Source organism: Paenibacillus sp. FSL K6-2859 (assembly GCF_038008265.1).
GTDB classification, from domain to species: domain Bacteria; phylum Bacillota; class Bacilli; order Paenibacillales; family Paenibacillaceae; genus Paenibacillus_AQ; species Paenibacillus_AQ nitricinens.
The window spans coordinates 3136041-3157993 of sequence record NZ_JBBOYU010000001.1; the positions used below are offsets into that span (position 1 = coordinate 3136041).

Here is a 21953-nt window from a genome sequence, read left to right on the forward strand (position 1 = left end):
TAAATATCCAAAAATAGGGTTGACGAAGGGCATGGTTCATGAGAGAATGTACGCGCGTACATCTAAATGAATACGCTTTCGTAGGAGGGATTTCTATCGCCAGCCGTAAAGAGGTTGCCGAGCTTGCCGGAGTCTCAGAAGCCACAGTCTCTCGTGTGTTAAACAACGTAGGTCCGCTCAAGGAAGAAACGAAGGAACGTGTGTTGGCAGCTGCGCTCAAGCTGGGATATACCCCTAGTTCACTCGCGCAGAGCTTTGCTCGTAGAAGAAGCGGGCACCTTGGTGTAGTAATGCCTTATTTGCCAAATGCACGCTTGTTCTCCACTTATTATTTTTCTGAAATATTAAGTGGAATTGGGAGTAAGGCGCGAGAAGAGGGTTATGATCTGCTAATGCTCTTTCGAAATGCCGAGGAGCCCATGGATTATTGCGGTTTGTTTAAGATGCGGAAGATCGATGCTTGCATTGTACTCGGTGCCAAAGAAGAGCCTGGTGAGCTGGATTCACTTCGTCGTTTAAAGGAGGAAGGTTATCCATTTTGCCTGATTAATCAGCATTTTGAAGAAGAAGCTTTTCACGAGGTGGATGCTGATCATGTCGAAGGAAGCTGGCAAGCGGTCAGGCACTTACTGGATCAGGGCTTTACAAGAATTGCCTTTCTAAACGGGCCAGCATCTTATTCGAACAGCCGAGATCGTTTAACGGGTTATGCACGCGCTTTGGAGGAGTCTAACCTTCCGTTGGATGAATCGCTTTTATTCGAAGGCAATTTCAGTCGTAAAAGCGGTGTTATGGCTGCTAAGGAGATGTTGCCTCTGCTGAATGAGATTGATGCTATTGTTGCCGCCAATGACCGAATGGCCATTGGATTGCAGCAAGGCTTGCAGGCGCTAGGTATCCCAAGGGATCATATTCCAGCTATTGTGGGGTATGATGATTCAGATGCCGCTGAGCTAACTACACCAGCCTTAAGCAGTGTGCGAGTTCCCTTTTATGAGCTAGGTGAAATCGCTGTGGCTAAGGTATTAGAATTGCTGGGGAATAGCCTCTCAGAAACCTCATCATCCTCCCAAGTCATCCAGATTAAACTACCGACAGAACTAGTTATTCGAGCTTCATCCATAATTATGAATCCTAAGGAGGAATAAGATGAAACAGCTTCGCATTGGAATGATCGGTTACAAATTTATGGGTAAAGCGCATAGTAATGCTTATCGTAGTTTGCCAATGTTTTTCCCGAAAGCGCTTAAACCTGAAATGTCTGTGATTTGTGGACGGAATCCTGAAGCGCTTGAGGAAGCTGCCGCTCAGTTAGGTTGGGCGGATTGTGTAACGGATTGGAAGGAATTGATCGCCCGTAAGGATGTCGATCTTATTGATATAAATGCTCCAAGTAACGCACATAAGGAGATTGCTCTGGCAGCAGCCAAAGCTGGTAAACATATTTTTTGTGAAAAACCACTCGCGTTGACCTTGGCGGATTCCCGTGAGATGCTGCAAGCCGCTGAAGATGCAGGGGTTACACATATGGTTGGTTTTAATTATCGCTTTTCACCTGCGGTTAGACTGGCTAAGAAGCTTGTAGAGAGCGGGAGGCTGGGGGAGATCTATCATTTTCGGGCTTGGTTTCTGCAAGATTGGATTATAGATCCGGAATTCCCGTTAGTTTGGAGATTGCAGAAGGAGATTGCAGGTTCAGGGTCACATGGAGATCTAGGTGCGCATTTAATTGATTTGGCACATTTCTTAGTGGGTGACGTGAAGGAAGTAATCGGCATGAGTGAGACCTTTATAAAAGAGCGCCCACTCGCCGCTGAAATGACCGGATTAAGCGCCAAAGGTGATAAGGATGCCCCAAAGGGTAAGGTTACCGTTGACGATGCCACATTGTTTTTAGCCCGTTTTGAAAACGGTGCCATGGGTAGCTTTGAAGCAACCAGATTCGCAGCAGGTCATCGCTCTACCAATTCCTTTGAAATCAACGGAAGTCTTGGCAGTGTGAAATTCGACTTCGAGCGGATGAATGAATTAGAAGTCTATTTGACTTCAGACGCTGAGGATGTACAGGGTTTTCGGCGCGTGCTGGCTACAGATCCTGCGCATGAATATGCAGAGGCTTGGTGGCCGCCGGGTCATACGATTGGGTTTGAACATACCTTTATTCACGAGATGTTGGAGCTTTCCAACGCGATTGAAGAAGGACGTCAGCCTGTTCCTAATTTCCATGATGGGGTGAAATGTCAAGCTGTGCTGGAAGCTGTAGAACGCTCTATTGATGAGCGCCGCTGGGTCGATTTATCTGAGATGTAATTTATCATAAGGAGGCGTGCTGAAGATGAGAAAAGCATTGATTGTATGGGGCGGTTGGGAGGGTCATGAGCCTGAACAGGTCGCTGATATCTTCGCTAAGGTATTGCAAGAGGAACAGTTTGAAGTGGAGGTATCGAACACGCTTGAGGCTTTTGCCGATGCGGATAAGCTTCTTGGATTAGATTTGATCGTTCCGGTATGGACGATGGGTACAATCGATCAGAAGCTGGTGGACAATGTCTCGGCTGCTGTGCAGCAAGGGACAGGGCTTGCAGGTTGCCATGGTGGGATGTGTGATTCTTTCCGAAATAATGTAGATTGGCAGTTTATGACGGGAGGGCAATGGGTAGCTCATCCTGGCAATGACGGTGTGAACTATACTGTCGAGATTCGTCAAAGCTCAAGTCCATTGGTAGAAGGATTAGAAGATTTCAGCGTGTGTTCGGAGCAATATTATCTCCATGTAGATCCAGCTGTAGAAATACTAGCAACGACTCGTTTCCCAGTTATAGAAGGTCCTCATTCGTACAATAAAGCTGTAGATATGCCGGTAGCTTGGACAAAACGTTGGGGGCTCGGCAGAGTTTATTATAATTCTCTTGGTCATCATGCGGATATTGTAGCTATGCAACAGGTAAAGGAAATGATGCGTAGAGGACTGCTATGGGCGGCTGAAGGCAAAGCCCTTACACAATTCAATCTTTCAACGGTAAGTACCAGCTATAGCGGAATGGCAGACAGTCAATAAACAGTGGGAGCGATCAACGAATGGATAAAGTCAAAGTCGGAATTATTGGCTGCGGTAAAATCAGTAGTATCTATATGGAGAATTGTCAAAAGTTCGAGATCTTGGATCTAGTTGCGTGTGCTGATTTAGATTTGGCTAGAGCACAGGAACAAGCGGATCAATACAATATTCCTAACGTTTATACCACAGAGCAGTTACTGAATGATCCGGAGATAGAGATTGTAATTAACCTGACGATTCCAGCTGTTCATGCGGAGGTATGCCTGAAAGCCATTGAAGCGGGTAAACATGTGTACGTTGAGAAGCCGCTGGCTGTGACGAGAGAAGAAGGACGTCAAGTTCTGTCTGCTGCTCGTGAACAAGGCGTGCTTGTGGGCAGCGCACCGGAAACCTTCTTCGGATCGGGCATTCAGACCGTATTGAAGCTGATCGAGGAGGGCGTAATTGGCGAACCTGTTGCAGCTACATCCTTTATGATGGGCCGTGGACATGAGCATTGGCATCCAGATCCTGAATTTTATTATGCCGCAGGTGGAGGACCCATGTTCGATATGGGGCCGTACTATTTGACAGCATTGGTGCAGTTGCTCGGACCTATTCGTACGGTTAGCGGAATGACTGGAAAAGCGCTGGAAGAACGCACGATTACAAGTGAGAAGAAATTGGGGAATAAAATTCCTGTGCAAATACCGACCCATGTAGCTGGAACATTAAGATTTGAGAATGGAGCCATAGCAACGCTGATTACTAGCTTTGATATCTTTGGCGGAAGTAACCTGCCGCATATAGAAATCTATGGAACACTTGGAACGATTCAAGTGCCGGATCCTAATAATTTTGGAGGTCCGGTGAAATACCGGCTTATGGGTGAGAATGAATGGACGGAGCAACCACTGTTATCTGGATATGATCAAAATACTCGTGGAATTGGTCCAGCGGATATGGCTTATGCCATTCGGACGGGAAGACAGCACCGCGCTAGTGGAGAATTGGCTTATCATGTACTAGAAGCGATGTGGGCGTTCCATGATTCTTCAGATGGTCATTCATTCTACGAAATGGAGAGTACCTGCACTCGTCCTGAAGCGCTTCCGATTGGGCTCGCTCCTTATACACTGGATTAGAGAAATCATTCTATTACTGCAACCTATCACTTCCAATCTCCGTTTGAGAAAATAAAGAGTGAGGGAGTGAAAAGGATGCGGATCAAGATTAGCGGCTGGATATGGATTTCTGCTGCTATCCTGTTCATAAGTAGTTGTTCAGAAGATCAACAATCGAACAAGGAGCCGGCTCCAACTGCTGCAATTACTGCAACTCCAGATATCTTGGGTACTGCGAGCGATGGAATAGAAGATCCTGAAGCGGTTAAAGCTTTCCTATCTGCTCAGAAGATTCCTAACGGAGATATCTATCTACAGGATAATAAGGTTCATATCAATATAGTGGGTTTGAACTCGCAGATTGAGCAGCGGTTTGCTCAGACTTTCGCGGCAGGTACTTATGAGCTCCATGATGTTAAATATTCGATGCAAGAGTTATTAGCTGCACAGGAGCTTTTGCATAAACAAGAACTCTACCAGAAGCTTAATCTATACGGTTCCAGTGTGGATACGATTGGTAATAAAGTAACGATTACAATACCGTCTGATTATGCTGAAACAGCCATACATGAGATAGAAAAATGGCTCGCTTCCGATATGTTGACTTACGACATTTCAGAGATAGGCGAACCACATGTAATAGGTCAAATCGTAGATATCGATACCAAACAGGCGAAGCGGATTCTGATTCTGGAGCCTGGAAACGAAGAGCCCTCTTACTGGTTCTCATTTAATGAGAAATCTGAAATGTTCAATGAAGCTGGGGAATCGCTCAATTTTAAGGATTTGAAAGTAGGGCAGCAGATTAAGCTATGGAGTACTGGTATGGTGGCTGAATCCTTTCCTGCGCAAGCAAGTGTGCGGCGGATGGAACTTGCTGCTACGGAATAATCCTATAGCCAGCACCGTTTGGTAGGGCAAACGGTGCTATTTTTCGTGTATAGAGACCGAATCTCCTATTTTCGAACCCCTGAAGGGGTAATCCCTTTATATTGCTTAAACAGCTTGGTAAAATAATTAGGATTATCGCAGCCCACTTTTCCAGCAATCTCCGTCACTGTGAAATCGGTCTCTAGTAGCAGCCGTTCCGCTTCATTTACTCGGCACAGATTGACATAATCGATGAAGGTCCGACCCGTTAGCTTCTTAAAGGTTTTGCAGAAATGATACGGATTTAGATTTACAGATTTGGCGGCGCTCTCAATGGTCATTTTCTCATCAAAGTGGTTCTCCATGTACTCCAGCAGTGGCTTGAAACGCTCACGGTTGAAGGAATGACGTTCATTCGTGTTACTAGCAGCCTGCTCAGGCAAAAAGGTACGGGAAAGCAAAACAAAAAGCAGATGCAGTTGATTTTTGATGATTAATTGAAAAGCAGGACTTTTCTGATACACTTCATCTACGATGGTGTCCAGCAAGGAGTAGTAAGTGGAGCAGGTTGGAACAAGCGCCGCAGGTTTAACCGGAAGTTGATATCGGTTCTCTAAATAGGGAGCTACGAATTGCTCATGCTGTGGATCTTGCTTCCAATCCTTAAATAAAGAACGATGAAATACGATGGATATAAAACGAACATGATCTTCCCGCAGACTGTACCCAACATGTAATCCCCCAGAAGGAACGAATAATACCTCTCCGGGATGTAGCTCGTACGGCTTACTGTCTATGTGAAAGATGGCACTGCCTTCCTGCATCATGATGATTTCGAAATGCTCATGCCAATGAAGAAACAGAATGTTCTGGCCGGCTTTTGCATATCTGCATTCATTAAAAAACAATCGAAACGGATAGTTGCTTCCTTCTAATTGAGGGTATTCTTTAAGATCATTGGGATAGCTCATAATTCACTCAACTCCCACAAGATACGACTATATAAACACAAGATAATAAGAGTTTTAAGCTCAAAAGCAGGTTATACTCGGATTATAGAACTTACTATAAACCAATATTGGAGTGGTCACAAGATGAAGGATACAATGCGAATTGGAACATTAGTGGGTGGTGGAGATGCTGTCAGAGTGATCCCGCAAATTGTAGGACATGGATTTGAATCTTTTAGCTTAACCTTCTGGCAAACTACAGGGGAAACAGATCTTGTGGAAACTGGAAAGCGTGTGCAAGAGCTTGCAGCAGAACATGACTTCGTGATCTCCACCGTTGGGATCTTCGGCAATCCATTGACGAATACGGGTGATAATTCCGATGTACTAGCGAGCTGGGAGCGACTGATTGATCATGCTCATTTGTTCGGAACGGATATGGTATCAGGTTTTACGGGAAGGTTGCCAGGGGTGTCCATTGATGAATCCATTCCGAAGTTTACTGAGGTATTTGGAGAGTTGTCCAAAAGAGCAGCGGATCGCGGTTTGAGAATCGCCTTTGAGAACTGTTCAATGGGTGGAGACTGGGAATCAGGTGACTGGAATATTGCTCACAATCCATTATCTTGGGAGAAGATGTTCAACGCTGTACCTGTTGACAATATTGGACTCGAATGGGAGCCATGTCATCAGATGGTGCAGTTGATTGATCCGATACCACAGCTACGTAAATGGACAGATAAGATCTTTCATGTACATGGCAAGGATGCCACAATCGCATGGGATATCGTAAAAGAGTATGGAATCCACGGCCCTAAGCCTTATGTATGGCATCGTACTCCGGGCTTTGGAGATACGAACTGGACGGATATCATTTCTATTTTGCGTCAGGCAGGTTATAAAGGCACCATTGATATTGAAGGCTGGCATGATCCAGTTTATCGGGATGAGCTGGAGATGATGGGACAAGTTCATGCTTTGAACTATTTAAAACAATGCCGGGGTGGTAGCTTTGTACCTAATCCACTTTAACCGTTGAGGGGGAGAATGATGACAGCACAGTACCGTGTAGCGGTTGCAGGTTGTGGAGGAATGGCTAACGCCTGGATTGAATACGCTTTATCACGTTCCGATATTCAAATTGTTGCCCTTGTAGATATACGGCTGGAGTCAGCTCAAGCGATGGCCGCGAAACATGAAATTCCCTGTCTGACGTTTACTGACATTAAACTGGCGATCCAGGAGACCGATGCAAATCTAGTTTTTGATGTAACCGTTCCAGGAAGTCATTTTAATATTTCTAGCACTGCATTAGAGCTGGGTTGTAATGTGTTTAGTGAGAAACCTTTAGCTGAGACGATGGAGGAATGTAATAAGATCGTTGAGATCTCGGAGCGAACCGGAAATGCTCATGCCGTGATGCAGAACCGCCGTTACGATCCTCGTATTCGTTCTTTAAGAACAATCATCGAATCAGGTACGATTGGAAGAACCGGATTTATCGGTGCAAGCTTTTTCCTCGGCGCTCATTTCGGAGGTTTCCGTGAGGTCATGGCAAGTCCGCTGCTGCTGGACATGGCGATTCATACCTTTGATCAGGCCCGTTTCATTAGTGGTGCGAATCCTGTATCTGTTTACTGTCAGGAATTTAATCCTCCTGGTTCATGGTATGAGGGAAATGCATCGGCAGTATGTATTTTTGAGATGTCGGATGGTTCCATATTTACTTATCAGGGGTCTTGGTGTGCGGAAGGTGCCTCTACCTCATGGGAAGCAGCTTGGCGGATTAATGGGGAAAAAGGAACTGCGATTTGGGATGGGCATGATTTGCCATATGCAGAAGTAGTCGCAACAGGAGACCAGAGCGATAAATTTATTCGCGACGTTGAACGTGTAAATGGCGAAGTGATTGCGATGAACAAGACCTTCCATCACGGCTGTCTGGAGGAAATGTTCCTGTCGCTAGCAGAGGAACGTCCTGCAGAGACGAATTGTCGAGATAATCGTTATAGTATGGCAATGGTATTCGGAGCGCTGGAAAGTGCTAAAACAGGCCGAAAAATTAATCTGGTGGAGTTCATGAATACCGCAGAGCTGTGAGAAACCCTTTGTTAATTTTATCCAAACGCTAATGTTCATGTTATGATAGATAAGAACATTATTCGGGGAGGATATTATGTACAAAGCCATTATATTTGATCTAGATAATACTTTAATAAATTATAGTACTTGTGAAATTGAAGCAATGAAAAGAACCTGTACCGATCATAATCTCTTTGTAGAAGATACTGATGCGTGGTCTTTATTTTATGGAGAGTTCTCAGATCATAATTTTCGCCATTGGATGAACTTTGTGGGTGGTGGTGAGGTGAAGACCATAGGAGAGGTATTGAGATATTCTTTTAGAGACACGCTTAAACAGGAAGAACTACTGCACAGTAAACTGTCAGATACTTATTGGAATTATTTTTGCAATTCCTGTTATTTTGAAGAAGGAGCGGAACAGATCTTAACCTCTTTTAAAGATAAATATGCGCTGGGAATCATCACCAATGGGATCAGTGAGGCACAAAGAAAAAGACTGCAAGCTGGTAAGATCTATGAAATATTCAAATCCATTATGATCTCCGATGAAGTGGGCATCCGAAAACCTGATAAACAGATTTTTGAAATGTCTTTAAAAGATCTCCAGCTAAGCAATCATGAAGTGCTGTTCGTTGGTGATTCTTTACAGGATGATTACCATGGTGCTGTGAATTCTGACATTGACTTCTGCTATTACAATCGTCAAAATATAGAGATTCCTAAAGACCTCAAGCCTAACTATATGATTAGTTCTCTTTTGGAGCTTAAAGATGTAGTGGGGTTGTAGCCATGACAGCAAGGAGAACTCATAGTGGAAATTAGGGTTTATCAAGAATCAGATATTAGTCAGCTTATCTCATTGTTCTATGCGACGGTTCATTCCGTAAATAAACGACACTATTCACAGGAACAGCTTGACGCTTGGGCTCCTAATGAGGAAAGAGCACACAAGCTTAAGACTTGGAGTGCTTCATTAGGTCACAACATTACTTATGTAGCTGAAATTAACGAATGTATCGTTGGTTTTTCGGATATGACGGTGGAAGGACACTTAGATCGTCTTTATGTCCATAAAGATTACCAAAGCCAAGGCATAGCCTCTGCTCTCCTGCACAAGCTTGAACAGAAGGCGAGAGAACTGGGTCTTCACGAAATGGATACTGAAGCAAGTATTACAGCTAAGCCCTTTTTTGAACGACATGGATACCAGCTTATGATGAAACAAAGTGTAGAGCGAAGAGGGGTTCTGTTAGTTAATTATCGGATGAGCAAAAAGTTAATGTAATTCAAAGGAGGCTGTCTCAAAAGTAGTGAAGCTACTCTACTTATGGGGCAGCTTCTTTTTTTTTGGAGTAATTAGGGAAAACCTCCCTGAAAATAGCCGATAATTGCTCTAAATGAATGGAATCAGGGAATTCCTCCCTAAAAATCGGGGTAATATCTATATTCGCGAACGGATCGTTGTTCCAATCGCTGTGCTCTCCAAATTTTTTTCATTCCCCTAAGCGGTGAAAATCCGGAGACCAAGGCGACCGCTGACGCTTTTCCACAATCAGTCCGTTCTCTCCGCTATTTAAGCGGGTAAAGTTTCTACAAATCTTCTAAAATCATAAAAAAGAAACCTTGGGACACCCTCTTTTTTTCAAAATAAGAAGGTTTAGTCATAAATCAATTTCATTAAAGCCTCCGAGTCAAAACGATCTCCTTGCACTAACCATTGACCATCCACATCAAACATAGTCAGTATTCCCTCTAAAGGGACACGTTTACTTTCTTTGTCATCCTTATCCAACAAAACCAGATCACAAGTATATTTTAACTCAACAATATCTTTCTTTTGTTCGGAAAGGGTGAACTTTAGGTGATCTGGTTTTAAAGAAAGCTTTTGTTTATTAGCGATATTGTAAGGGATAGTTGTGATTCGGCTCCCAATCGCTTTTTCAGTATAGTATTCCGTAAAATAGGGTTTCATTTCTTCATTTCGCGCTAGAATGGATTCTTCGGAAAATAAATCCTCAGTAACCTTAACGGTATATTCCACATTTTTGTACTTCTCAGCGGCTTTAGTGGCATCATCCACTTCTGAGCTACAGCCCATAATTAACGTTAGGGATAATAAAATTATACTCAATATCAACGGTGATTTACGCATTCGAGCACCCCCATGTATTTAATCCTGTATTATTATACTTCTATTACCATACATTGGTTTCGTAAATTCAAGAAGGAAATGATTCAAATACCTAAATATGGTATTGTGTTAGTGTTACTATCAAATACATAAAGGGATGGGATACACTTGAATTTTTTTCCTATTACATACTCACTGTTGGCAACAGACGGATTATTATTACATATTAAAGAACATTATGAGATTCCAGAACCAGTACAGCTGCAGTATTTTCTTAGAGGCATGAACGATACATACATCTTAGAAACGGTATTGGAAAAATACATCTTTCGTGTTTATCGAGCGGATAGACGGAGTAAATCGGATATTGATTTTGAATTAGAGTTATTGAACGATTTGCAAGAAAAAGGTGTAAACGTCTCCATTCCTATTCCTCGAAAAGATGGGATCATGATTAATGAAATTCTGGTGCCTGAGGGTGTGAAGTATGGCGTTATGTTTAGTTATGCTGAAGGAAATGAAAAGCCTATTCATGCTGTAGAAGACAGTTACTTATTTGGTCAGGCAGTTGCACAAATCCACAAAGCTACAGATAATTTTAAGAGTGAACATGTGAGGGGCACACTTGATTTTGAACATTTAATTGAGAAACCTCTTCATACGATCAAACAATATATGAAACATCGACAAGAGGATTATCAATTCTTGTATGACCTAGTAATGCGATTAAAAGCGGAGTTGGAAAAGAATCTGGAAGCGGGTTTAGACTGGGGTATCTGCCATGGTGATTTGCATGGGAATACGAATGTGGCTTTCACTGACGAGGGTAAGCTAACACATTATGATTTCGATATTTGTGGTTACGGATGGAGAGCCTATGATATCGCCGAGTTTAGATTGGCAAGAGAGATTCATAGTGGCCATGATAAAGATGAAGTAGAACGGTTATGGGCAGCATTTTTAAATGGATATAAAAGTTTAAGAGACCTCAGTGACAATGATATTAGTGCTGTTCCTATGTTCGTTGCGCTTAGACAGCTTTGGTTGTTTGCTTTATGTTTTGATGAAGGTGAATTGATTGGTCAAGCTGACTTTGACAATGGATTTATCGATAGTAAAATGGATTATTTCAGAAATTTAGAGGTGATCAAATGAAAAGTGAACTGAGCAGTACAGATGCTATAAAAAGATGGGATAAATACGCAGAACTGATCTCATCTTCGTATGGTGAAACTGGGGATATCCATCGAGAAATTTTCTTGAATCCAACCTTATTCAGGCTCATGGGTTCAGTTGAAAATAAGAAGGTGTTAGATGCAGGTTGCGGTGAAGGGTATTTAAGCAGAATGATTGCTAAAGCAGGGGCTTCAGTAACTGGCGTTGATTATTCGCAGAACATGATTCAGCTGGCTACGAGTAAATCACCGGAAGACTTAAAGATTACTTTTAGACATGGCAATTGTGAAGAGCTTAGCTTTCTCCAAAATAAGAGCTTTGATCTCATCGTTTCCAATATGGTGCTTCATGATTTATCCGATTATGAGATGGCGATTCATGAAATGAACCGATTGTTAGTGGATGGTGGGACATTTATATTCTCAATTCTACACCCTTGCTTTGTAACCCCAGGCAGCGGATGGGTGAAGTCGGATACCGGAGAAAAGCTGTATTGGAAAGTGGATAATTATTTCTTCGAGGGCACTTATAATCAAAACTTCCCTATAGATCAAGAGGAAAAGTTTCTGATTTTTCATAGGACGTTATCCAGTTATGTAAATACGATTGTGCGGGCTGGTTTTCAAATCGAAGAAATGATTGAGCCGAAGCCATCTGCTGAAATGATTGAGAAGTATCCGTCATTTGAGGAGGATTTTCGCTGCAGCGATTTTTTGGTTTTTAAACTGCGAAAGTAGGAGGGAGAAAGATGCACCATAATATTTTCAAAGAAGTTATAGACTCTGAAGAAGAATTAAGATCAATGTATGGATATCCCAGTGAATTGGTAAATAACAAGAGTATAACCTTCATCGATCACCATTGCCGAGATTATATTTCCAAATCACCAATACTCTTTATAGCAACAAGTGATTCTTCTGGCTATTGTGATGTATCTCCACGTGGGGATGCTGCAGGTTTTGTATATGTGTTAAATGACAAACATTTAGTAATTCCTGAGCGCCCTGGAAATCGGCGTTTTGATTCTTTGCGTAACATCATCTCCAACCCTAAAGTAGGCTTGATTTTTATTATTCCCGGACTGGAAGAGACCTTAAGAATAAATGGGCATGCAAGGATTATTAAAGATCCTGAAATATTGGTTCATATGGAGGCTCAAGGGAAACTACCAAGATTGGGCATTGCTGTTGAAGTGGAAGAATGTTATATGCATTGTGCTAAAGCTTTTAAGAGATCACATCTATGGGACAATACGTATTGGCCATTGAAAGAAATGCTGCCTAAACCCTCGGTAATCATAGCAGAGCATGCAAAAAAACTGGGGCTCTCTCAAGATGATGTATCCAAGTCATTAAAGGATAGCTATGAGAACCGGTTATATTAGAAATGAGAGGAAGAACTGAGATGAGTATAGCTTTAAAGCTCACTCGTGGGAATAAAGTGGGACTTATCGCTTGTTCTGATGGTGTGAGAGTAGAGAACCTGCCTAAAGTAGAAGAATTAATTAGAATTATGAATTCGTTTGGGCTAGAGGTAGTAATGTCCAACACCTTGTTTAGAAGAGATAGTTATTTCAGTGGGAGCCCTAAGGAAAGAGCATGGGAGCTGAATCGTCTATTTAAAAATGAGGAAATCAATGCAATTTTTGATATTTCAGGTGGGGATTCTGCGAACCAGATCTTGGAGTATATAGACTACAATATTATTCGATTACATCCAAAGCCTTTTTACGGAATGAGTGATTTGTCAGTCATTTTAAACGCATTATATACGCAAAGTAATTCAAGATCCTATCATTATCAGTTGATGAATCTCGTATCTTCTGATGGGGCGGAGCAGCAAGCTGCTTTTTATCGCACATTTTTCGAAGGACATAACGATCTTTACGATTTCGACTTTCATTGGGTCCGTGGGAACCAGATGAGTGGGATTGTAATTGGCGGGAATATTCGATGTTTCTTGAAGCTGGCAGGAACAAGTTATTTTCCAGACCCTTCGAACAAGATTTTATTCTTAGAGAGTTTAAGTGGTAGAGCTAACAAAATCGTCTCCTTATTTGCTCAGCTTCAGCAAGTTAGAACTTTTGAAAAATGTGCTGGAGTGATTCTTGGGTCGTTTACTGAGCTTGAGAGCTATAATGAATTTTCAATCGTTGAAACGTATTTGAAGGAGATCAGCTGGATTCCTATCGTGAAGACGAACGAGATCGGGCATGGTAGTGACAGTAAGTGTATTGTTGTGGGTGAGAATATAACTTTATAAGGAAACCTTTGATAATCCATTAGATGTAAAAATAGGGAGCGTTGTCGTGGAAACAAAGATAATCGAAGAGAAAAAAGATTACAAACCTTTAGGAGTGTCAGGACTTGGGGGATGGCTAATCCTTGTTCAGATTGGTCTTTATGGGACGATTGTCATTCAGATCATGCAGTTTTTCCAGAATACTTCTATGATGTTTGACACTGAAGTCTGGACTGCTTTAACATCAAACGAATCAGAATTTTATCATCCTTTATGGGGAGCTACCGTTGTTTTTGAAATAGTATTTACTCTAGCTATATTGATTTTCAGTGTATACATACTAATTAATTTCTATGGGAAGAAATCGATATTACCTCGATTATTAATTATTTTTTATGTGCTGGTACCCTTAGTCGGAATCATTGATTACGTACTTCTTATACAAATTCCTCTTGTAAGAGAACTTGAAACTGGAAAGTCACTCCGGAATATTATTAGACCTGTGATGACGAGTGCAATTTGGATTGCGTATTTTATTAAATCAGAGCGTGTAAAAAATACCTTTATAAAGTGATTTAGTGCTGGTTCATAAAGGAGAGTTATGATGTCTACACACGACTACCCATCTAAAGAGGCATTGAAAAATGCTATACATACTGCCTATCTATCTCTCGATCTTGAATTTGAGGGCATTGAAAATGCTCAAAAAGATACTCGTATGGAAGGCGTCGATCGTACTCCTGCAGAAATTCTTGCTTATCAATTGGGATGGCTAAACCTAGTGATGAAATGGGATAGGGATGAAAAAGCAGGGTTAACTGTCATTATGCCTTCACCGGACTATAAATGGAATCAACTTGGCGGATTATATCAATCGTTTTATCATACCTATGCCATTAACTCATTAGCCGAATTAAGATCTTTATTGAAAGAGACAGAACAACAATGGCAGAACTGGATTGATTCTTTAAGTGATGAAGAACTTTTTACGCAAGGCGTGCGGAAATGGACAGGAAACAATCCAAGATGGCCAATGGTCAAATGGATTCATATTAATTCAGTAGCACCGTTTAAGACTTTTCGTTCGAAGATTCGTAAATGGAAAAAGCTTATTTCACACTCTAACACCAATAAGAATGAAGATTAAACTCAAGCCTCCGTCTAAAATGAGAAATCTGAAGGGGGCTTTTTGGCATTATCGTAGAACTCCATGTTTTGATGAGATCGCCTATTTATAAGTTGCTAGATGGTTTGGGTCGTAGGAAAATCAGGCATAGCGGAACTTATTGAAGGATTAAATAAAGGTGGAGCATTAATGAACTCTATAAAGCAATTGAATCAATTGAATCTCGTAGATAGAGGAGGTTGTAATGAAGAAGTTCGTTATTGTAATTTTAACCATTGTTGCTTTAATGCCAATGCGCTCTATGAACGCGGACTGGGCTTATTCTTTTGTTGTTTACGCAGGTGATATTTATGAAATATCAGACGACGAACTCATCCCATCGAATGAAATTGACAAGAAGATAGGGCAAGTAAAACGATATTCAGACCACGAAGGAACGTATAGCGGCAACTTTTCAAATACTTACCCTAAGGGCACACCATATTATTCAATTAAGAATATTGATCCAAAAGAAATCATTGCCATTAAGACCCACGAAGCTGAATTTGTCAAAGCCATTAATAAAGGTCAATATGCCAATGGTCAATTGGAAAGTAAAACGATCTGGATTTCTATACTAGGGTCTTTAATTATTGTGTTATTAATAATATGGATAATGAAACGAAAGAAATCAATGGTTTAGAGTTATCCGTATGCCTTTGGGTGACAGGGTCTTTTGCCTTTTATTAACCGGTTAAAGATTTATTTATGGTGGGGGATTTGAACCAGATGGGAAATGCTGCGCTACCAATTAGGTTATCCATGAAGCTTGCAGTGATGACGAAATGATGACGAGAAGGTGGATGTAATGGAAAATGTATCTAATGTAATCAAAAAGTTATCCTGGGGCACGCCCGAAGATGAAAAGGAAGAAGCAATGAAGAAGTTACAATACATAAGGGATGAAGATCTTCATTTATTATTACAGCCTATTTCAAAAGAATATTGGGATGGAGCGGCTGAAACAGTCATACGTTTAGGATATCCACGTGTGAAAAGCATATTGCCGGGTTTACTTGAATGGATACAAGATAGGAATTGGCCAGGCGCGGGGGAAATAGCTGATTTTTTACTTGAAATAGGGGATCCGATGATTCCATATGTTAAAGATGTACTAAATCAACACAGCGAAGATCAAGAATGGGTGTACTGGATTTTTGAAGTATTAATTAATCATTGGAATACGATACAAGTCGTACAGATACAAGCAGAATTAATTAAGATTTCACAGGAAAAAGCCAATGACCTTTCAGCATTAAGAATCTTATTAACTCACGGTATATACGCAAAAGATGTGGTCTGTGAAATAATCCAGCGCAAAAAAGCCGCCCTTGTATTTGAACTCAAGGAACTTCATGATACTCATCCTGAAATTGATTGTGAAGCTCTTCATAAAGAATTCTTCGATCAGCAGCCTAATGTAATTAAACAATTTCATGAGCACAATAAAGACCGTTTTTATATATGTAATGCGATATCTAACCGCCAAGAAGTTTTAAGCGAAATAGAGATTTTCACAGCAGAGTTTCTCACTTAGTCAGTCTATATTCAATCTACATAAAGGAGACAGATCAGTGAACAATGTCAAAGTCCTTCATTATGATGCTTTTTCTCCTTATCCGAACAAAGGGAATCCTGCGGGAGTAGTGTTAGAAGCTGATCATTTAAGCGAAAGTGAAATGCAATCAATAGCTCATAAAGTCGGTTTTAACGAAACAGTTTTTGTAATCTCATCAGATGTAGCTGATTTAAGGCTTAAATATTATACTCCTGGCCATGAGATCAATCTTTGTGGACATGCTACAATGGCATCTTTATTTGCTTTGAAAACAAAGGGTATCCTTGGAGAGGCTAGCTCGGTAAAGATCGAAACAAATGTGGGTGTGCTACCCATCCAATTCAGTATGGACAACAATAATCACTTACTAATAAAAATGAAGCAAGATCAACCGGAGTTTATTGAATTTGACGGTGATAGGGTTAAGCTTGCGCACGCCTTAGGATTACATGTGGATGAATTAGAAGAAGATAAACCTATTGTTTATGGCAGTACTGGCGCATGGACTCTATTAGTCCCAATTAAGAGTATAGATAGCTTTAATAAAATGAAGCCGATAAATTCATTGTTTCCAGACATTTTAACGCAGCTTCCAAAAGCATCTGTACACCCATTTTCACTCCAAACGCTTGATCCGCACGCTTTAATGCACGCTAGACATTTCTCATCGCCTTTTTCGGGAACCGTCGAGGATCCAGTAACAGGTACAGCATCGGGAGTTATGGGGGCTTATTATTTGAAATATATTGATCCGCATATGGACTCGATCCAATTTGATGTAGAACAAGGACAAGAAATCGGTAGAGATGGGAAAGTAAATGTAGAAGTGTATCGATTAGATTCTGATAGAATGGATGTTTTTATTTCTGGAACTGCGGTGTTTGTGGGGGAGGTGGATTTATGGAAATGATAAAATATACTCAGCTTGGAGTGTATGGAGTCTTAGTGAAGAACGATAAAGTATTACTAATTAAGAAAGCAAGAGGCCCTCATACGGGAAAGTGGGACTTTCCAGGTGGATCTATAGAGTTTGGAGAGGAACCTTATGAGACCCTTAAGAGGGAGTTTTGGGAAGAGACCGGAATTACAAGTTTAAAAGGATTGCTTCATGATTCCATTTCCTATACGTTAGTTTATCCATACAATGATACCCAGTTAGAAGAGTTACACCATATAGGCATCATTTATAATGTTTCCTTGCTAGATGTGAGCTTTGAGCTTAAGACCGATGGGGACGGACTAGACTCTGATGGGGCAGAGTGGATAGAAATTAAACAATTAAACTGCCTTGCATTAACCCCTTTTGTGAAGAAGATTATGCTGGGTCATTACTAGAGGTTTAATGATCTATGGAATGGAGGCAGCATCATGATAGAAATTGATTGTCTGGGTGAAATCTGTCCAGTACCTGTACTCATGTTAAAAAAACATCAAAAAGCTATTCAGAAGGGTGAAAAGGTAATGCTAGTCACTGATCATAGCTGCGCGAAAGTTTCTATCACGGATTACTGTCGTGGTTCAAATTTAAACTGTTCCATTCAAGAAGTGTTTAATGGAGTATGGGAAATTACGATTGAGGCTTAAGCTCAACACAAAGTATCTATTAAAGTCTTTTCAATATATCGAACTAATTGTTTCGTATCGTTGTCACAGCGCTGATTTTGTTTCTTTATCATGTAGACATCGTTATTGACCTGGAACTGATCAATAGGAATGATCTTGAGTTGTTTACTATACAACTCTTTTTTTATGGACATATAAGGGAGAAAGGCGAGACCATGCCCTCTAATGGCAGCAAGCTTTACCGCCTCAAGAGAGTCTAGATTAAATAGTATATTTAATTTAAGCTCGCCCACTGACACGGTATTCAAAGCCCTTTGCACACAGTGAAGCTGTGAGGACCAGATTAAAGGATAATTGGGGAGCTCATTCAGTGTGATTTTATCAGGACAAACGGTCGTATGGCTTGCCACCAACATAACTTGATCAGAAAATACCATATGTGAGCTTAATTCTGATTTTGGAGAGGGACCGGAAATAAACCCGATATCACCTTCTTCAAGAAGCAAACGTTCTTCTACTAGTGACGATGCCCCTTCGTTTAGAGTAATATGGCAATTGGGAAAATGTTTTTTTACCTCATATAAGGTACATGGCAGGGCATAATTACAGACTTCTGGAATCGCATAAATAGACAGCTCATGTTGTGTTGGCTGTAAATGATTGATCTCTGTGACCATATCATCATACAATTTGATGATTTGCCCCGCATATTTCTCTACAATAATTCCTGCTTCGGTTAGGCTGGCCCCTTTGTTGCTTCGCACAAAAAGCTCAGACCCTAAGGTACTCTCCCAGGATTTCAACTGCTGACTAAGTGCGGATTGGGTGATATGAGATTTCTGAGCGGCTTTAGAAATGCTCTTTAACGTTGCAATATCTAAAAAGAATTTAAGCGTTTCCATATTCATACTTATTCCTCCTGTTGTCCGCTGTTAGTGCACACTATAGCATACTTGATTGCGCTCCATCTGTGCCATTAGTAACACTTATACAGCATAAAGAAAGCCGATAACTACAGCTCAAATAAGTGTGTTACTATTTTCACATAGTCAATTACATAAAAACGATGGAGGTGTTAGACTATGGGGCAAACCGTAAGTCCCGAAACGAGATCAACCCGAACCAGAGCTCCAAGAAAACCTAAAAAGAGTCAGTTGCCCATCGCGTTGCTGGTCACAGCTCTCATTATTGGGTTTGGTTTTTTCCTAGACCATTCCCACGATAAAATGGTTGTCTACCTGCTTTTCGGTATTTCGTTTGGCGTTATTTTGCAAAGATCACGTTTCTGCTTTACTGCATCACTAAGAGATCCCTGTATTACAGGCAGCACATCAGTTACAAGAGCGGTTCTGATTGCTTTTTCCCTTGCAACCATCGGATTTACAGCGATTAAGTACCCAGCGTTTCTGGAAGGTAAGCCGATTCCTGGGATGGATAATGTGGGTCAGATCAGCTTGGCTTTGATCATTGGCGCTGTATTATTCGGAATTGGCATGGTTATTGCAGGTGGTTGCGCTTCGGGTACATTGATGCGTGTAGGTGAAGGGTTCACGATGCAGATGCTGTCGCTTGTATTCTTTGTCATTGGTTCACTTTGGGGATCACATGATATGGGGTGGTGGAGAGCTAACGTTATAAAGGATGCACCAACTGTATTTTTGCCTGATGTATTCGGTTGGCTTGGAGCACTGGTTGTTCAGTTCCTGATAATTCTTCTGTTGTACATCGCTGCAGTTAAATGGCAAGAGAAAAAGATGGGAAGCGCAGATTAGTTTAAGTTATTACGTGAATATTTTCACTAATAGTAATTCAAAAAAATATAAAGGTGGTTTTTAAAATGTCTGAATTTACACTTGATTGCATGGGAGAAGCTTGTCCGGTTCCGTTAATGAGAACAGAAAAGAAGATGACTGAACTAAATGTTGGAGACGTTCTTGTTGTTGCTATTGATCATAGCTGCGCAATGAAAAACGTACCAGAATGGGCGAGAAAACAGGGACATCATGTGGAAATCGAAGAGGTCGATGATGGCGAGTGGGAAGTTGTTATTGAGAAGGTAAAATAGGATCGCTGAGTAGGAAAGGACGGTGAATGATACGGTGAATGAATTCTGGTTGAAGATATCGTCTAACCGCTTTTACAAGCAATTGCTCAAAGAACCGTTTACTTATGTAACTGGAGCTGTACTTCTCGCTGTGTTCGCTACAGCACATCTGGCTGTTTTCTCTAAAGGATGGGGAGTAACAAGTGCTTTTGCAGACTGGGGAGCTTGGGCGTATCGCCTGGTAGGAGGAAATGTAGATAACTGGGCGTACTTTAGTACTGAGAAAGCTCAAAAAACATTATCTTCCGGAGTTTTGAATGATGGTGGTTCCATTCGAAATGTAGGGATTATATTAGGTGCTTTAGCAGCAACTTTGTTTGCTTCCGAATTCAAGCTGAAGAAAATTAAGTCCAAAAAGCAGGTTGTAGCAGCGGTTCTTGGTGGTTTGCTTATGGGGTACGGAGCTAGACTGGCTAATGGATGTAATATTGGTGCATTGTTTACGGCTATAGCTTCATTATCGCTTTCAGGTTGGATTTTTGGATTGTTCTTGCTGGTAGGTGCATTTATAGGCAGTAAATTATTAGCCAAATTCTTTATGTGAAAAGTGAAATAGGCTGAGCTTATAGCGCTGACGAGAGTCAGCCTATTTTATTAAGGAACAGACTCACAGGAGGGACAAAAGAAATGGAAAAGAAGACTGAAAAGTATGATGTCGTTATTATCGGTGGAGGGGCTGCTGGATTAACAGCGGGAATCTATTGTGGACGAGCAAAATTAAAGACTCTTCTCTTGGAAAAATCACTGGTAGGTGGTCTTGCCACTTATACTAATGAAATAGAAAATTATCCTGGTTTTCCTGAAGGTACGACCGGTACAGACCTTATGGGATTATTTCATAAACAAGCTAAGAAATTTGGTGTGGATTTTAAAATGACAGATGTAAAATCTGTTTCGGTAGCGGAAGATATTAAGGTAGTGGAGACCTTTCGGGTTCGTTATGAGTGCAAGGTCATAATCATTGCTAGTGGTGGCAAGCCAAGAATTACTGGAGCTGCTAATGAAGATAAGTTCTTATATGATAAAGGGATTTCTTTCTGTGCAACCTGTGACGCTGCGGCAAATACAGGGAAGACAGTTATGGTCGTTGGCAGTGGTGATGCAGCTATTGAGGAAGGGATGTTTCTGACTAAGTTTGCAGATAAAGTGATCGTTTCTGTCATTCATGATCTTGGCAAAATGGATTGTAATGAAATTGCCAAAACGCAGGCACTAGAAAACCCTAAAATGGAATTCATGTGGAATACGGTAGTAAGTTCTTTCGAGGGCGAAGAGCGCTTGAGTTCCGTTGTCTTAAAAAATCTAAAATCGAATGATTTGCAAAATATAAAGGTCGATTCATGTTTCTTATTTATTGGCTATACACCGAACACAGAAATTTTTTCAGGTGTAGTCGAGTTGAATCGAAATGGATATGTACTTGTCAATGAAAAAATGGAAACGAATCTACCTGGTGTATTCGCAGCAGGGGATGTGTGTGATAAGTTCCTTAAGCAAGTGGCTACAGCTGTCGGTGATGGTGCCATTGCAGGGTATGGTGCAGAGAAGTACATCTCTGAATGTGAGACTTACGAGCATCAAATTCTAAATCAAGGAAAACCATCCGTTGTCTATTTATGGAATGCAACTGATCCTTCATGTCGGGAGCTATTACCGCGCATTGAAGCGTTTGAACAATCCCATACTGAGACCAGGGTCACAAAGGTTGACGTATATAAATCACCCGGACTTGCTGCCAAGCTGGGAATAGATTCAGTACCTTCTATAGTTTATCTGGATGATGGAAAGATCCAAAGGGTACTTACAGACAAAATAAGTGATAACATATTGAATGCTCTAACGAATTGATGGAAGAGCCCTATGCAGAGATATCTGCATAGGGCTTTTATTAATTATGCTTTTATTAAATTGGACGAGCTATTTCAAGAAAGTGTCAAAGTATCAATAAT

Annotated in this window: 27 protein-coding genes; 24 read left to right on the forward strand and 3 right to left on the reverse strand. The window is 41.1% G+C overall.

Annotation, left to right across the window (positions count from 1 at the left end; all coding sequences use genetic code 11):
- Nucleotides 1-38 precede the first annotated feature (38 nt).
- From MHB64_RS13900 to MHB64_RS13920, 5 genes are all read left to right on the forward strand, one after another.
- Nucleotides 39-1148 carry a LacI family DNA-binding transcriptional regulator gene (locus tag MHB64_RS13900; protein ID WP_179281747.1) on the forward strand — a complete coding sequence of 370 codons (1110 nt, stop codon included), beginning with the start codon at nucleotides 39-41 and terminating at the stop codon, nucleotides 1146-1148.
- A gap of 1 nt (nucleotide 1149) precedes the next feature.
- The gene (locus MHB64_RS13905) at nucleotides 1150-2310 is read left to right on the forward strand and encodes a Gfo/Idh/MocA family protein (RefSeq protein WP_094874172.1); all 1161 of its coding nucleotides are present in this window, start codon (nucleotides 1150-1152) and stop codon (nucleotides 2308-2310) included.
- Nucleotides 2311-2335: 25 nt separating this feature from the next.
- Nucleotides 2336-3058 (forward strand): ThuA domain-containing protein, encoded by a 723-nt coding sequence (locus MHB64_RS13910; RefSeq protein ID WP_341134634.1) that lies wholly within the window; start codon nucleotides 2336-2338, stop codon nucleotides 3056-3058.
- A 20-nt stretch (nucleotides 3059-3078) separates the two neighbouring features.
- The gene (locus MHB64_RS13915; RefSeq protein ID WP_094874174.1) at nucleotides 3079-4182 is read left to right on the forward strand and encodes a Gfo/Idh/MocA family protein; all 1104 of its coding nucleotides are present in this window, start codon (nucleotides 3079-3081) and stop codon (nucleotides 4180-4182) included.
- Nucleotides 4183-4257: 75 nt separating this feature from the next.
- On the forward strand, nucleotides 4258-5052 hold the full coding sequence (locus MHB64_RS13920; RefSeq protein WP_341134635.1) for a DUF3221 domain-containing protein: 795 nt from the start codon (nucleotides 4258-4260) through the stop codon (nucleotides 5050-5052).
- A gap of 65 nt (nucleotides 5053-5117) precedes the next feature.
- On the opposite strand, the gene MHB64_RS13925 is transcribed toward MHB64_RS13920, so the two are convergent.
- Nucleotides 5118-6002 carry a helix-turn-helix domain-containing protein gene (locus tag MHB64_RS13925; RefSeq protein WP_094874176.1) on the reverse strand — a complete coding sequence of 295 codons (885 nt, stop codon included), beginning with the start codon at nucleotides 6000-6002 and terminating at the stop codon, nucleotides 5118-5120.
- A 123-nt stretch (nucleotides 6003-6125) separates the two neighbouring features.
- On the opposite strand from MHB64_RS13925, the gene MHB64_RS13930 reads away from it, so the two are divergent.
- The 4 genes from MHB64_RS13930 to MHB64_RS13945 all read left to right on the forward strand — a co-directional run bounded on the left by MHB64_RS13930 (nucleotide 6126) and on the right by MHB64_RS13945 (nucleotide 9351).
- Nucleotides 6126-7013, forward strand: coding sequence for a sugar phosphate isomerase/epimerase family protein (locus MHB64_RS13930; protein WP_094874177.1), 888 nt, complete (start codon nucleotides 6126-6128; stop codon nucleotides 7011-7013).
- A gap of 18 nt (nucleotides 7014-7031) precedes the next feature.
- Nucleotides 7032-8081: a Gfo/Idh/MocA family protein gene (locus MHB64_RS13935; RefSeq protein ID WP_094874178.1), complete on the forward strand. Its 1050-nt coding sequence runs from the start codon at nucleotides 7032-7034 to the stop codon at nucleotides 8079-8081.
- A 76-nt stretch (nucleotides 8082-8157) separates the two neighbouring features.
- Nucleotides 8158-8853, forward strand: coding sequence for an HAD family hydrolase (locus MHB64_RS13940; RefSeq protein WP_341134636.1), 696 nt, complete (start codon nucleotides 8158-8160; stop codon nucleotides 8851-8853).
- A gap of 24 nt (nucleotides 8854-8877) precedes the next feature.
- Nucleotides 8878-9351, forward strand: a complete 474-nt coding sequence (locus tag MHB64_RS13945; protein WP_094874180.1) for a GNAT family N-acetyltransferase — start codon at nucleotides 8878-8880, stop codon at nucleotides 9349-9351.
- A 372-nt stretch (nucleotides 9352-9723) separates the two neighbouring features.
- On the opposite strand, the gene MHB64_RS13950 is transcribed toward MHB64_RS13945, so the two are convergent.
- Nucleotides 9724-10218: a hypothetical protein gene (locus tag MHB64_RS13950; protein WP_094876051.1), complete on the reverse strand. Its 495-nt coding sequence runs from the start codon at nucleotides 10216-10218 to the stop codon at nucleotides 9724-9726.
- Nucleotides 10219-10395: 177 nt separating this feature from the next.
- On the opposite strand from MHB64_RS13950, the gene MHB64_RS13955 reads away from it, so the two are divergent.
- From MHB64_RS13955 to MHB64_RS14005, 11 genes are all read left to right on the forward strand, one after another.
- The gene (locus MHB64_RS13955; protein WP_341134637.1) at nucleotides 10396-11352 is read left to right on the forward strand and encodes a phosphotransferase; all 957 of its coding nucleotides are present in this window, start codon (nucleotides 10396-10398) and stop codon (nucleotides 11350-11352) included.
- Nucleotides 11349-12110: a class I SAM-dependent methyltransferase gene (locus MHB64_RS13960; protein ID WP_341134638.1), complete on the forward strand. Its 762-nt coding sequence runs from the start codon at nucleotides 11349-11351 to the stop codon at nucleotides 12108-12110. The genes MHB64_RS13955 and MHB64_RS13960 overlap by 4 nt, the downstream gene beginning before the upstream one ends.
- A gap of 11 nt (nucleotides 12111-12121) precedes the next feature.
- A complete protein-coding gene (locus MHB64_RS13965) occupies nucleotides 12122-12757 on the forward strand; it encodes a pyridoxamine 5'-phosphate oxidase family protein (RefSeq protein ID WP_094869804.1) in 636 nt (211 codons plus the stop codon).
- A 20-nt stretch (nucleotides 12758-12777) separates the two neighbouring features.
- Nucleotides 12778-13635, forward strand: a complete 858-nt coding sequence (locus tag MHB64_RS13970) for a S66 family peptidase (protein ID WP_094869805.1) — start codon at nucleotides 12778-12780, stop codon at nucleotides 13633-13635.
- A 46-nt stretch (nucleotides 13636-13681) separates the two neighbouring features.
- Nucleotides 13682-14188: a DUF2569 domain-containing protein gene (locus MHB64_RS13975; protein ID WP_341134639.1), complete on the forward strand. Its 507-nt coding sequence runs from the start codon at nucleotides 13682-13684 to the stop codon at nucleotides 14186-14188.
- A 30-nt stretch (nucleotides 14189-14218) separates the two neighbouring features.
- Nucleotides 14219-14761, forward strand: a complete 543-nt coding sequence (locus MHB64_RS13980) for a ClbS/DfsB family four-helix bundle protein (protein ID WP_341134640.1) — start codon at nucleotides 14219-14221, stop codon at nucleotides 14759-14761.
- A gap of 223 nt (nucleotides 14762-14984) precedes the next feature.
- Nucleotides 14985-15422 carry an LPXTG cell wall anchor domain-containing protein gene (locus MHB64_RS13985; protein ID WP_179281573.1) on the forward strand — a complete coding sequence of 146 codons (438 nt, stop codon included), beginning with the start codon at nucleotides 14985-14987 and terminating at the stop codon, nucleotides 15420-15422.
- 165 nt (nucleotides 15423-15587) lie between these two features.
- Nucleotides 15588-16316 (forward strand): DUF5071 domain-containing protein, encoded by a 729-nt coding sequence (locus MHB64_RS13990; RefSeq protein WP_341134641.1) that lies wholly within the window; start codon nucleotides 15588-15590, stop codon nucleotides 16314-16316.
- Nucleotides 16317-16353: 37 nt separating this feature from the next.
- Nucleotides 16354-17247, forward strand: a complete 894-nt coding sequence (locus tag MHB64_RS13995) for a PhzF family phenazine biosynthesis isomerase (RefSeq protein ID WP_341134642.1) — start codon at nucleotides 16354-16356, stop codon at nucleotides 17245-17247.
- Nucleotides 17238-17672: an NUDIX hydrolase gene (locus tag MHB64_RS14000; RefSeq protein ID WP_256990382.1), complete on the forward strand. Its 435-nt coding sequence runs from the start codon at nucleotides 17238-17240 to the stop codon at nucleotides 17670-17672. Before MHB64_RS13995 ends, MHB64_RS14000 begins: the two co-directional genes overlap by 10 nt.
- Before the next feature lie 33 nt (nucleotides 17673-17705).
- The gene (locus MHB64_RS14005) at nucleotides 17706-17921 is read left to right on the forward strand and encodes a sulfurtransferase TusA family protein (protein ID WP_094869810.1); all 216 of its coding nucleotides are present in this window, start codon (nucleotides 17706-17708) and stop codon (nucleotides 17919-17921) included.
- A 2-nt stretch (nucleotides 17922-17923) separates the two neighbouring features.
- On the opposite strand, the gene MHB64_RS14010 is transcribed toward MHB64_RS14005, so the two are convergent.
- Entirely contained in the window at nucleotides 17924-18808 is an 885-nt protein-coding gene (locus MHB64_RS14010; protein WP_094869811.1) for a LysR family transcriptional regulator, read from the reverse strand.
- 174 nt (nucleotides 18809-18982) lie between these two features.
- Here MHB64_RS14010 and MHB64_RS14015 point away from each other — a divergent pair, with 174 nt between their 5' ends.
- From MHB64_RS14015 to MHB64_RS14030, 4 genes are all read left to right on the forward strand, one after another.
- Nucleotides 18983-19672, forward strand: a complete 690-nt coding sequence (locus MHB64_RS14015; protein ID WP_042187846.1) for a YeeE/YedE thiosulfate transporter family protein — start codon at nucleotides 18983-18985, stop codon at nucleotides 19670-19672.
- 65 nt (nucleotides 19673-19737) lie between these two features.
- Nucleotides 19738-19965, forward strand: a complete 228-nt coding sequence (locus MHB64_RS14020) for a sulfurtransferase TusA family protein (protein WP_094869812.1) — start codon at nucleotides 19738-19740, stop codon at nucleotides 19963-19965.
- Between the two features lie 22 nt (nucleotides 19966-19987).
- Nucleotides 19988-20548, forward strand: coding sequence for a YeeE/YedE thiosulfate transporter family protein (locus tag MHB64_RS14025; protein WP_341134643.1), 561 nt, complete (start codon nucleotides 19988-19990; stop codon nucleotides 20546-20548).
- 83 nt (nucleotides 20549-20631) lie between these two features.
- On the forward strand, nucleotides 20632-21852 hold the full coding sequence (locus MHB64_RS14030) for an FAD-dependent oxidoreductase (RefSeq protein ID WP_341134644.1): 1221 nt from the start codon (nucleotides 20632-20634) through the stop codon (nucleotides 21850-21852).
- Nucleotides 21853-21953 lie beyond the last annotated feature (101 nt).